This window comes from Pedobacter sp. 05T44 (assembly GCF_056395985.1).
On record NZ_JBFTKO010000001.1, the window covers coordinates 1 to 13,438 of the forward strand.

Consider the following 13,438-nt stretch of genomic DNA (forward strand, 5'->3'; position numbering starts at 1 on the left):
AGCAATGACTTAGCCTCATTATAGTTGTCAATTTCGGCTTTTTTCATCAGCATTTTAACGCCCCTGTCCATGATCTTATCGTTAATGAGTTTTACATTGATCATGTTATTGCCTTCTATCCTTCCCAGTTGAATCATCACTGTGGTTGATATCATATCCAGCAACATCTTCTGTGCAGTACCGCACTTCATTCGGGTACTTCCTGTCACAAATTCGGGACCGGTAAGTACTTCAACAGGATAATCAGCCTGTCCTGCAATAATCGAGTCCGGATTGCTCACAATGCAGCCTGTTGCAATGTGATGTGCACGACACTGTTTTAGGCCCTCCAGAACGAAAGGCGTACTTCCACTTGCGGAAATACCCACCACAATATCTTTTTCTGAGATGTTTGCTGCATTGAGCCTGTCCCAGGCTTCATTCAGGTCATCCTCCATTTCTTCCAGTGCATCTATGAGCCGGTCCTCTCCTCCGGCAAGCACAGCATTGTAAATTCCTTTGGGTAGGCCGTAGGTGGTAGGTAGCTCGATCACATCGAGTACAGAGAGTCTGCCGCCGCTACCGGCTCCGATGTAGAACATCCGGCCGCCGTTCTTTAGTTTATTCACGATAGCGGTAATCAGGCAGTTTACCTGCGGTAAAACCTCCTGAATTGCTTTTGCCACTTTATGGTCTTCTTGATTAATAGCACTGGTCAGTTCCTCAACTGATTTGGTTTCCAGGTTATCATAAAGGGATGATTGTTCTGTAATAGGTATCATATGTTATTCGTAATTTATTTTTTGTTCTTCGTTAATTTAAGTTTCTTGTATGCGGCAGTGATCTGCTTGCCATATTTAGCATACATTTTTTTTGATATTTCTGTAGGATCTCCTGTTGGTTGATCCGGATATTGCTCTGTACCATTTACCCAGTTCCATTCCCAGGTTTTTACTTTTTCAGTAAAGCCCTTTTGGTCAAATACTTTTTTCGTTTTTAAAGCATCACTGGCCTMGGAGATAAACATCTTCCATCTTTTTCCGTAAAAGCCATTAAACAGACCCGACCATTGCTTGTTTGCATATTCGTGAAGTACAGCATCTTTCCCTCCCCAAAGGGTGATCAGATCTCTTGCGTTTTTTTCATATAATCGAGACTCAGCGGTATTGGCACCCCATTTTTTTGCATCGTTGAGCCACTTCCCAAGCAACAATTCTCTTCGGGTACCCATCAGCTGGTCCATATCGGCAATCAGTTCCATGAATTCTGCAGTATGTTGTTTAAAGCCGGTAATGTTTTTTTGTTTGAAGTCTCTGGCAAACTGTTGTTGAACAACTGAGGCATAATTGGCCAGCACCTGCGTGCCAATGCTTACCAGATCAAACTGGTAGCAATCATTACGCTTAAATTGCTGAGCCGCAGCCAGCATATTCTCCCATGCCGGCACCAACGCAAGTGGATCATACGGCAAATCTGTAGCGGCCCAATCATTGTCTTTTTCAAAGGTTGGTCTTGCTACCACAATGGTCTCATAGCTGCCTTCTTTAGCATACACTGTTTTATGTAAAATATCCCAGGCTTTTTCTGTGTACGGGTTCTTTTTTCCGTAACGACTGTGGGCATATCCTTTTAACCACTCGTTCACGTTTACGGGCTGATCGCTCCATACGTGATTGAGCATAAGCGAATAGATAACTGGATTTTGCTCTATCCCTTCAGGCACCAATCCGACTCCAGACAGGTTACCTTTATTAGGATCATGAACCATTTCTGCAGGCTCTTTAGCGATATAATCAAGGTTGCCGAACAGTGGATTCCTGCCGCCAAAATTGTGAAGCATGCACCATATCCATGGTTTCCCGAAAAAGGATTTGGTTTTGGTCCATATAGGCTGTTCATCGGCAAAAAGATCCAGGATGATTAATTTATCATCCGGTACTCCGCTCAAATAATTGTTGATGCGCTCAGGCTGCCAGAAATCCCTTCGGTCCCAGAACAACCATCCCTGCATCACCCATATTGCTTTTGGGTCGGTTTTGGCCATACCATCATATACTGCCTTGCCGATTTTACGTACGTAGGCAGAATCCTGGTGTGGAAGATCCATTTCATTGAAGGTATCGGCCCCGTATAAATGATTTTCCAATCCAAAGGTCTTTTGTTGTTCCTGCATAAACCTGTCGGCTATCTGCTGAAACATAGGATCTTCCGGGTCAAGTACATAAGCATCTGCAAAACGGCCTTCCCAGTTCACCTTGTCAACTTTAGCGTTAGGGAATCTTTTTTTGAATGTTGGGGGCACATGACCGCTAAAGGCAGGAAGGATTGGTTTCATACCCAACTCCCGTTCGCGAAGCAGGATCTTTTTCTGTAGTTCCTCGTGACTTTTCATCCAGCTTTTTGGCAAAGGACCATTCAACCCATCAATATTACCTGCCCAGAACCACATGAAATATGCCGGCCCGGTAAAAAAAGCATCCATGTCTGCGTCATCAAAACCAAAGCTTCTGTAAACCCGGTCCCACAGCGCATTCTGTCCAGTCATAGCAAGCGGCATATTGATCCCATTCAATGCCATAAAATCAATTTCCCATTGCCAGCGCTCCCAGTCCCACCAGGACGCAGTATAATTGAAGGTACAGTAATTGAAATAATGACGGTAATCATGCGGTGTAACCTTATGAATTTTTTCCTTCACCATAGGAAATGGTGTTGGAATCTCCAGATTGGTACCATTCCAACTGATATCGCAATGCGCGTAATTTTTAAGCCAGTAGTTAAAGGCACTGGCAACCGATATCCCATTATTGCCTTTTAAAAGAATCTGTTCCCCACTGGCTTCCAGTTCAAAAACATCTTTGTTGTCTTCCATGGGAATATAGGCCACCTTAAAACGATTGGCATATTTTGGCAGAACCCGTTTAATCAGTGCATAGGCTGCCTGTTCATTCAATGAAGAGGTATCTTTGTCTTTAGCCCAGACCATTTGAATGGCAAAGGTTAAACAAAACAAGAGTATAGCAGTTTTTCGGCACATTAGCGGTATTTTATTCATTATTATATCTTTTTGAATCAGTTATTATTTTCTACTTTTTTAAAGGCCACAGGCCTTCCGGATTGAATTTATATCGCCACAAATCTCCATTGGCATCCAAAGCCAACAGATCATTGCCGGCAGTAATTACCTTAATATACATATCCCAGCCTGTACCTATCTTCTTCCGTGTACCAAAAACTCCATCCTCTGTTAGTGGATACTGCCACATATCTCCACTGTTTTCAATGGTAATCAGTGAGTTTTGGTAAGCAAAGATTTGTGCCAAACCAGCCCATCCGCTACCAATTTGTTTGATGTTTCCATAATCAAAGTCGCCATCCCCGTTTAAAGGAAATTTAGTCATGTCACCATTTGCTGCAATACCTAATAGCAACCCTTTGAATGGAACAATTGCAGAGAGTGCGCCCCAGCCCTGACCAACCCCTCTCTGGGCCCCGAATGCCCCGTCCTGGCTAAGAAAATACTGGTTAAGATCGCCTGCCCCACTTCCAAATCTTGCGATCAAGCGGTTACCACCAAAGGAGATAATTTTATCCATTACATTCCAGCCGAAACCGATCGTTTTAGGTGGGAGAGTAAACTGTCCGGTAGCTACATCAGCCTTGTACAACAGAAGATCGCCGGTTACCGGCGCTTTACGTATAAAATCGCCGTTAAAATCTATTAAAAAAGCACCTGCATCAGCGCCCATAGACAGCACTTTCTCACGCGGAACTTCACCTGGGGCATATGAGCCTGTAATCAGGAAATAAGTGGTACTGAGTTCCTTATTTAAAGTCACATTTCCAGGTGCAGAAATGCTTACCGGAAGCAGATAAGACTCAAATGCGTTTAGAAAGCCTTTGGTTTTGATGACCAGATTCTGAACTGCAGTTCCCTGTGCACCTTTGGGAATTATTGCTGTTGCCTGCTGAAGGGCATAACTTCCTTCGGGCAGCAACTGATAGGTGGTATTATTTTTCTGATTATAGTCGGCAACCATTTCGGCCGAAACCTTAAAATTTACTGGTATATCGGTTTGGGCCGCTAACGGACCACCCAGATGGGCCGCATAAGGCACTTGATAGTCCTGATCGGTTATACTAATCCCCATTGCAATTGGATTACTTACTGCCTGTGGCATGTACAGGCGTGCATAGGTATCGGCCTGCGGAATATCCAAATCCACTAAAACATCCTTATTGCAAGCAGTCAGGAATATAAAAGCACTTAAAAGTATTGAGGTTAAATTTATCTTATTCATGGTTTTAAGTTTATGGATCATTACCAGCCTGGGTTTTGAATAATATTAGGGGTCTTGTCAATTTCGCTTTGCGGAATTGGGAATAAATAATGCTTAGGCCCCTGAAACACCCTTCTTTCTACCACTGTTCTCTTATAGTAAGCATCATCCTGCAAATTGGTTCCGGCACTGATGTTCATTCCGTAAATAGGCCCATTATCGGTCTGTGCAGCGATCTTCCAACGGTGACAATCGAAGTAGCGATGGGTTTCGTAACTCAACTCCACACGACGTTCGTTCCTGATCCTTTCTCTCATTTGCTGAGCATTAAGACCTGTTGGAAGTGCTGGCATTCCGGCACGTTCCCTGATCAGGTTCATGTATTTATACACATCGGCAACTGGCCCGTCTGATTCATTTAGTGCTTCTGCATAGTCCAGATAAAATTCACCAAGCCTGAAAAATATCCATGTTTTAAGTGAAAACCTGCCCTGGGCAATATTCGCCGTAGGATCTACAGATTTTTTAAGCAAATATCCTGTCGTATTATAATCTCTTCCGGCATTTCCTCTACCATCTGCTCCACTGGACCAGAACTGCAAGCGGCGGTCAATGAAGTAGGCTCCGTTAAAGTTAATAGAAGCATAAAATCTGGGATCCCGGTGCACATACATATTGCTTACCCCTTCCATCCAGCGTCCGGTCATGGCTGTAGCTGTATAACCTGCTTCAGTATATCCGGAGGATTGATTGACCACTGGTGACCCATCACTATTATAACCTAGTATTGGTGCTTTTCCATTGTCCATTTCATAAGCATCTACTTGCTGCTGAGTTGGGTTATACCCATTCCACCCGCCCAGGCTTCCAGGGAAAGCACATTTCTCGGTCATTCCCGGATAATAACCGCCAATATCAGGTGTAGTACAATTACGTGCAAGGATCACTTCAACGTTGTTGTTTTCCAGAAACAATTGCTGGTAATTCTGCACAGGATCTGGATATTTTCTATAAAGCTGATAACCGGCAGCCTCACATTTATCGATACACTCTTTGGCGGCAAKAGCTGCAGCTTTCCATTTTTCGGCCTGATACTGACCAGGGAAAAGTTTTATACCTTCTTTATCTGTGAAGCCTGCATAGTCAGGATTGCCGTTCCATAAAGGGCTTGCCACATACAATAACATTCTTGCCTTTAGCGCCATCGCAGCCGCAGCAGTAACCCGTCCAATATTCCTATCGGAAGTAACTCTCATTGGCAACAAACTGATCGCCCTGTCACATTCTTTAGAAACAAAATCAACACCCTGATCAAGTGGTTGGCGTTTTATTTTAGTGAAATCATCGGCTACTCCTGCATCATAATCCATAATGGGAATCGGGCCATAGATTCGCATTAGCCAAAAGTGGTAAAAAGCACGCAGGTATACGGCTTCACCTATCCAACGGTCTTTATCCTGCTGGGTAAAGTCTTTGCCAAGGGGAGTTCTGTCGATGTATTTCAGAAAAATATTCGCTTTGCGAATACCCTCATACATGTTACGCCACTGCTGACTTGCCACATTATAGGCGTTCCAGGAACCCTTGTTCATCAGTTTTGCAAATTTCTCCGGCCAGGGTACATTCATCTCATCAGAGGCAACTACAAACGGATTAGGATCGACCATGTCGGTAAACCAGTTCTCAAGTGGGAGATCGGCATAAACATCCGATAAAAATGCTTCAGCATACCTGCGTTGAAGAAAAGCTTCTTCAATGGTAATGTCCTCTTCAGGGCTTTTATCCAGAAAATCTTTTTTACAAGAGGAGAACATCAAAAGCTGCACGAACAATAATCCACAGATTAAATATTTCATATCAAATTCTTTTATAATGGTTATTGGTTATATTATTTAAAATCAATCTGCAAACCTGCATTGAATGACCGCTGCAAAGGATACCCACCGGTTCCGTCATTAGATTCCGGATCGATGATCTTAATATGATCCCAGGTATACAAGTTCATACCGTTGACAAAAAACCTGAGGGAGCTTACCCCTATCCTGCCAGACACGCGCTGAGGTAAAGTGTACCCCACTTCAAGGTTACGCAACCTGAGGTAATTCCCATTTTTCATCCAGGTGGTAGAATTCAGGAAATTATTTGGATTGTTACCGACATCTATTGCAGGATACTTCGCACCCCGGTTCTCTGGTGTCCAACGATTGTTGTAATATTCGGTGAGTACATTATTTACCCCCAGACCATCGTAGAAAGGCCACATTGAAGTTCCGCTCAAGAAAATACTCGATTTGGCTGCCCCTGTAAAATACAGGCTAAAATCAAAGCTTTTATAAGATATGGTGCCGCCAAAACCAAATGTCATTTGAGGAAGACGCGGATAACCTACGGGGATCTGGTCATAAGAATCAATTATACCATCACCGTTAATATCCTTGTATTTAACATCTCCCGGTCTTGGGATAGAAAAGCTTTGTTTTGGACTGGTAGCAATATCTTCCTCGCTTTGGAATAAACCTTCAGAAATGAATGCAAAACTCTGATTTAACGGCAATCCTTTACCGGATAAATAGGAATATCGGCGTGTGGGCTCATCGTTTTCTACAATTGTATTCTTAGCAAAGGTGAAATTACCACGCAAGGAATAGAAAAATCCACCAGATGTAGTATTTCGCATTTCTATTAATCCATCTATCCCCTTGTTTTTGATTGCACCAATATTTCCATAAGGAATAGACCAGGGATAGAATCCGGTTACAAAGGGCACCGTTTGGCGCTGCAAGAGAATACCCGTACGATCTTCATCAAAAGCATCCACCTGCAAGGTTATTTTATCATCCAGGAAGCCAAGGTCCAGACCGATGTTTCTTTTTGTTGCACGTTCCCAGGTGACGTTTTGATTACCGATCTGGTTCTCCTCCATCCCATAGAAAAGCTGCTGATCCGGGCCAAACGGATAAGATTGTCCAACTGTTTTTACAGTGCTTAGAAACAAGAAGCGCTGGTTGATCTGATCATTTCCCACCTTTCCATAAGAGGCTCTTATTTTCAGGTTGCTGATTGCGGATGCATTCCAGAATTTTTCATTTGAAATTACCCACCCGGCTGAGAAGGCTGGAAAGAAACCAAATCTTTTTCCTTTCGGAAAGTTTTCAGATCCATTGTAGCCAAAGTTAACCTCTGCAAGATATCGGTTGTCGTAGTTGTAGGTGACCCTACTGGCTAAGCCCATTCGGCGAAAAGGGAGATTCGACACGGAGCTGCCCGCAGAAAGATCCACATAATCACGCTGATTATATAATAGCATGGAAGTCAGTCCGTGTTTATCAAATGAGCGCTCATAATTCAATTGGGTTTCCATATAAATAGCCCTGTTGCTCCCATTTTCGATGTAATATCCGAGTGGCTTTTCTTCTCTAAACGGTTCACTATACAAATCTTCTCCGGTTTCAGGATCTGTTCCCAGATACCGCTTCACTTCAAATTCCTTGGCCCTTACATTATTGGTCTGACCGTAACGATCATACGAAAACAAACCCCTTAATGATAAACCTTTGGTCACCAGTTCAGACATGTCCCATCTGGCTGCGAAAGTACCCTGCAAGGTACTACGATCTTGTGTACTGTAGCCCGATTGCGAGACCCTTCCCCAAGGATTCCATCCCACAAAGGTTTGGGCACCCCCAGGTGTTCCATCTGGATTCTTAACTGGAAATGCAATTGGCGATATTGTTTTTAAAGATTGAAAGATATCTGGTGCTGAGAATCCGGGATAGTTCCCATTCTGAATAATTCCACCTAGGCCAAGTTGCATGGTAAGACTTTTTGATAAGTTCAGATCAATATTGCTCCTGAAATTGTATCGTTTGATATTGGCATTCGTATTGAATTTATTGGACATATCCTGTTTATAAATTCCATTCTGAAGGGTATAACCAACATTGGTATAATACTTAATGATTTCATTACCACCGGTAACACTTAAATTATTGATGGTTTGCCAGGTATCACGCTTCAATACCGCATCTGTCCAGTTCGAGTTGGGATACAGGTAGGGATCTGAGCCATTACCAAATTTTTCGAGTTCTTCAGCTGACCACCTAGGCTGTTCACCAGAAAACATCCTTGCCTCATTCATCAGGGAGGCATATTCTTGTCCGTTAATATATTCTGGCAGCCTTAAGGCATGTAAAGCCGCCGCTTCTGTACGGAATGTTACAGCTGGCTTGCCGCTAACTCCGCGCTTCGTTGTAATGAGAATAACTCCATTGGCACCTCGCACGCCATAAACAGCGGTAGCAGATGCATCTTTTAGTATCGTAAAGCTCTCTATCTCCTGAGCATTAATGTTATTCATATCACGCTCCACTCCGTCTATCAATATTAGCGGTGCGTTGTTTCCAAAAGTTGAAAGTCCTCGTATATAAACCTGCGCAGCATCATATCCGGGCTCGCCGCTCGCCTGACGGGTAATGATGCCAGGCAGTTTACCTGCAATTGCATTGGATAATGCCGGGGTGGAAACCCGTTGAATCTCTTTGACAGAAATGGTAGACAATGAACCGGTAACGGAAATTTTCTTTTGCGTACCATAACCAACGACGGTTACTTCATTTAATTTATTCTCCTCATCGGGTTCAAGCTTAATTTTGAACTCTTGTGATGAACCAACTCTGATGGTTTTATTCTTATAACCGATAAAAGAAAATTGCAGGGAATCATTGTCTGAATTAACCGACAAAGAGAACTCACCCTTCTGGTCAGTCACCGTTCCCTGCGCGCTTCCTTTTAGTCTTACAGAAACCCCGGGTATGGCTTCATCTTTTTCATCAACCACTTCGCCGCGGATAACTCGGTCGGCGACTTGAAAAGGCCAGCTTTTGGCTTTTACTTCTGTTACCAGGAACAGAATGATCAGAAATGCTAAAATTTTATTCATATAAGTTGTTTGGTTTAGTGGTTCAAAACCGCAAAAAAGTAGCACAAAAAACAATAAACGTCATCAAAAATCCCTCACAGATAGACAAAATTATTCTTTTTGCGTTTTTTATGCGTTTTATAATACAAGTATAACCGCAAAATTCATAACTTCCAAATGTTTTAACAGAAAAAAATTTTACTTTTGTTAAATCTGTTATAAACTGCTTATGCGTAAAGAAGAAAGACACAAACTGATTATGAGGGAAATCAACCTCCACAATAAGGTCCTATCAGCCGATCTGAGTACTTTATTAAACATTTCTGACGATACAGTCAGGCGTGATCTGAAGGAGCTGGCCGAATCAGGTAAAGTCCTGAAAGTTCATGGAGGTGCTGCGAGCAAATCTTTTATTGCCCCCTTTAATTTGCAAAATGAAGTATATGCGCTTGCAGAAAAGAAAAAAATTGCAGAAAAAGCCCTCAAACTGATTAAAAATGACATGGTTATTCTTACAGAGGGTGGAACTACCATTCTGGAACTGGCCAAAATGATTCCCAAAAACCTAAAGGCAACATTCTTTACTGTTAGCCCTCAGGCAGCCATTACCCTATCAGAACACAGCAATTTGGAGGTGATTACTATAGGGGGAAAGCTAAGCAAAAACGCAAACCTGCATACCGGAACAAGTGTAATTAACGAGCTATCCGACCTTAAAGTAGACCTTTGCTTACTTGGCGCCAACGCATTTTCTGTAGAAGAAGGCCTTACTGATATGGACTGGGAGATTGTACAGGTAAACAAAGCCATTGTGAATGCTTCCAGAAAAGTTGCGGTTTTGGCGATTGCAGAAAAGTTAAATACATCGCAAAGAATCAGAATATGCCCAATCAATAAAATAAACTACCTGATCACAGAATTACCACCAGAAAGCCCCTACCTGGCCAACTTCAGAAATGATGATTTGAAACTTCTTTAGCATAGAACACGCTCCGCCAAGCTATCAAAATAATTCTTTGAATGGATCTACCTCCATTCCAGCGGAGCGAGAAACAAACCTTTTTTATCCCAGCCTGTATTGGAGATAAACCATCCTTCTTTTTTATCATAAATAATTTCAGCAGCATGGATAGGAAGCGAACAAACCAGGTTCTTTTCAGGAAAATTTTCGGGGTCCTTAGACCAGTATACATCTGTTTGATTGTATTGGGTCATTGCCCTGCATATAAAAAGGTAGAAAATTCCATTTCTATGTACAACAAAAGGACTCTCAGCATCCCCTCCCCAATCTACCACATAAGGTTGGATATGCACAATTTTCGGACCGCCCCAGTGCAACAGATCGGGCCCTGTTCTTACTGCAACTACTGATCGATGGTCGACCTCATTGTAGGTTCTGGTATAGTAATAATAATATTTACTTTTATATTTCATGATATACGAATCACGTGCATGGCCAGGGTCGCTAAAGAGCGGATTAAGTTGATAACGCTCCCAATCTACCAGATTGTCGCTTTTTGCCATGCATAACTGACCCCATGAGGCGTAGTTAGGGGCATCTTTTTGCATATTGCCAATATTATAAAACATATAAAAGGCATTCTTATCTTTTATAACGTGAGGTGCCCACAATACGCGCTCCTTACCTTCCTTCACAGACATGGCATCCCCTTTATCCTTCCATTTCCGCTGCATCAGAGAACCAGAAGTAATGTGGAAGAATCTAGTTTCTCCACCCCATGGCCTGATTGGATGGTGCCCAATGATGCCATACGCATGCCAGATACCATCAACACTTCTTACGAAGGAATGATCATTTGTATACCAGGTAGTGTCTTCTTTTGACCGGGTATCATTTGGATTAAAAATGTGAACAAAGCTCCCTTTTATATACGGGGTTTCAAAAGACTTTTCCTGCTGCGCCATGGCATGCTGACAAAATGTAAAAGCGATTGTCAGCATCGTAATGCTCATTTTTTTCATATCGGTATTAAAACAGGCCAATGATTATTTTATAGGTTTTACTTGTGGCAGCACATAACTATACACCTGATATCTCAGTTCACTCCAAACACTCTGCTCCGGAAAATCCTTTCCCGGATAAAGCTGCTGAATTGTAGGAATAAATTTAATCCTTACTCTTAGTTTAGATAAACCTCTTGTTAGTTTAGCCGGAATCAGGAATTCATCATCTCTGAAACGTCTGTTTGATGTTTCGATCTGATACACTCTTTTCGCCAATTCACCGGCTGGTCTTGAAAACATACAAGTACTAGATCCTGCCAAATACCATATACCCGCTTTTTTCCAATCTTTTTCTTTAATTTTTCTTCCTGATAGGTTCCCGGCAATATAAACTTCCGCAGTTTGATTCGGATAGCGATAATCCAGCGTCCGTCGTAATAGCGCACCCAGGTTATCAGGACTCATACTCACCGTAAACTCAGAAATACCTGATGTATGTCGACCATCTTCTTCATGGGCAGGATAAATCTCTTTGCCGATCAATTCTTTATACCCAGGAATCCTTTTAGGTAAATCCAAGCCCCATGCCCCGGCGGGAAACTTATCCGGCCCCCATTCATATCTCGATAGAATGGTTTCCACTTTGGAAGCCTCTGGTGAATAATAAGCGTGGCGCAGTTCATCATCTTGCTTACCAATATCAATCGAATCTGTTTTAATCAGTGACGCTGATGGCATTCCATACCAATAAGATACAGCTTCATAATGCTCCTGAGAAACGTTTTCGCTATGCTCAAAATTTATAACAGCCCGGTTTCCAAAGGGCATCAGATCAGCAATAAGAAACCGATATGCTGACTGAATAAGATCCTTATCATTTACTGCTGTTTTTTTCTCAGTAGACCCGCAGGGATGACCTGCAAGTGGAAGTGTCATGTTTTCCCCACCCCAATAATCACCTCCTCCTGCCCATTCCTCTGTTCCTGTACCATAGGCCTGGGGGCTCTTGCTGTCATCGAAAAAGAATCTTGGATCACCTTCCAGCGTATTAAGATTGGCATTGTGAGAAAATATAAATGATGTTCCAAGGAAACTTCCTGACCACTGCTGATGTCCTTCTATACCCCGAGTATCTAACCAGGTCATATCCTGACCCAAATCCGGTTTAGGTATATCCTTATAGGTAGCATGAAAATACGCATTTCTGTTGCTGGCTGTTTTCAGCTTTTCGTAACGTATTTCATAATTTATCTCTGCGTTGTCAGGTGCTATGCCGGTAAGTTCAAATTTTGCTGTTTTAAAGAATGGCATAGGATAATAGCAAGCAAGCTCAACTTTGTTGTTTATATAATCATAGCGAATATTTATGGGAAGCCCCTTGACCAAAAACTCCTTTTTCTCGCGATTAAAGAAGGTACCCGCTCCAAAAAAAAGACATAGCGGTGCATCTACAGATGGATATGCTGCATCGTCCCATGTTATTTTTAAGTGAATACGCTCCAAATCCATTGCTTTACTAAGCGGAAAACTTAGCTTAACKGCCCGAACCAGAGATAAGGGATTTTTAAGTGTGGCCAAAGTAATAGTCTTCTGATTCAATTTTAACTGACCTTGCTGTGCATTGATATTTTTGGGGGCAATATCCTTACCTGAAAGGTTAACCAGATCAACAATATCCTGATCTGGCGTTTTATTTACATTCCATGATCTGATGGGCTGAGAAAGGTTTTGCTCATTAGCATAAAGATGATAAATATAATAACCGGTACCATAAAAGGTACGGGAATAAGCAATACTCATCGAATCCTGAAAAGCCATTGGCACCCAGATCAGATCTGCACCTTTTGTAGCGCCCCATGTCCACCCCAATGGCTTAGGAAATGCCGCATTCGGAATAAAGGCGGTTTCTTTCAGCGTTTTAATTGCGTTGACAGGATCGGATGTTGCCGTTTCTTTTACAACATTGTCAATGCCGTCTATCTTAAAATGCCATGGACTGCCATGCCAGTGATTAGTGCGAAAGAAATAGAGGATGCCTTTCCCTTTTACGCTGAGGGTTACGTTCTCATCTTCTTTATTCATAAACAAAAAATGCGAGGCATCACTACCTCCGCCAGTACGATCATAGGTACTTCGCATATAGGCCCTTACGCCTATGCGTTGAAGCGGAAGCTGGTCCCATTTGCGATAGGCATCAAATCCTACTGGTACTGAAAGTACGTTTTGTGCATTTGCGCTTATGGACATTACAGCTAAACTTGCAAGAAGGCATTTTGAGATGATTTTTTTCATATGA

At 42.4% G+C, this 13,438-nt stretch carries 8 protein-coding genes; 1 reads left to right on the top strand and 7 read right to left on the bottom strand.

Annotation, left to right across the window (positions count from 1 at the left end):
• The 5 genes from AC1DDK_RS00005 to AC1DDK_RS00025 form a co-directional block, all read right to left on the bottom strand.
• Positions 1-761: N-acetylmuramic acid 6-phosphate etherase (locus tag AC1DDK_RS00005; RefSeq protein ID WP_477633722.1), on the bottom strand; the 761-nt coding region annotated here is incomplete at its 3' end.
• A gap of 14 nt (positions 762-775) precedes the next feature.
• The gene (locus tag AC1DDK_RS00010) at positions 776-3,016 is read right to left on the bottom strand and encodes an alpha-N-acetylglucosaminidase (RefSeq protein ID WP_477633723.1); all 2,241 of its coding nucleotides are present in this window, start codon (positions 3,014-3,016) and stop codon (positions 776-778) included.
• Between the two features lie 49 nt (positions 3,017-3,065).
• Positions 3,066-4,280, bottom strand: coding sequence for a BT_3987 domain-containing protein (locus tag AC1DDK_RS00015; protein ID WP_288880275.1), 1,215 nt, complete (start codon positions 4,278-4,280; stop codon positions 3,066-3,068).
• Positions 4,281-4,300: 20 nt separating this feature from the next.
• A complete protein-coding gene (locus AC1DDK_RS00020) occupies positions 4,301-6,115 on the bottom strand; it encodes a RagB/SusD family nutrient uptake outer membrane protein (RefSeq protein WP_477633724.1) in 1,815 nt (604 codons plus the stop codon).
• 32 nt (positions 6,116-6,147) lie between these two features.
• Positions 6,148-9,198 (bottom strand): SusC/RagA family TonB-linked outer membrane protein, encoded by a 3,051-nt coding sequence (locus AC1DDK_RS00025; RefSeq protein WP_337715026.1) that lies wholly within the window; start codon positions 9,196-9,198, stop codon positions 6,148-6,150.
• 208 nt (positions 9,199-9,406) lie between these two features.
• On the opposite strand from AC1DDK_RS00025, the gene AC1DDK_RS00030 reads away from it, so the two are divergent.
• On the top strand, positions 9,407-10,156 hold the full coding sequence (locus AC1DDK_RS00030; protein WP_172663642.1) for a DeoR/GlpR family DNA-binding transcription regulator: 750 nt from the start codon (positions 9,407-9,409) through the stop codon (positions 10,154-10,156).
• A 47-nt stretch (positions 10,157-10,203) separates the two neighbouring features.
• On the opposite strand, the gene AC1DDK_RS00035 is transcribed toward AC1DDK_RS00030, so the two are convergent.
• Together AC1DDK_RS00035 and AC1DDK_RS00040 are read right to left on the bottom strand one after the other, a co-directional pair.
• Positions 10,204-11,160, bottom strand: a complete 957-nt coding sequence (locus AC1DDK_RS00035) for a family 43 glycosylhydrolase (protein WP_337715028.1) — start codon at positions 11,158-11,160, stop codon at positions 10,204-10,206.
• Between the two features lie 24 nt (positions 11,161-11,184).
• Positions 11,185-13,434 carry a DUF2961 domain-containing protein gene (locus AC1DDK_RS00040; RefSeq protein WP_288880283.1) on the bottom strand — a complete coding sequence of 750 codons (2,250 nt, stop codon included), beginning with the start codon at positions 13,432-13,434 and terminating at the stop codon, positions 11,185-11,187.
• Positions 13,435-13,438: the final 4 nt, after the last annotated feature.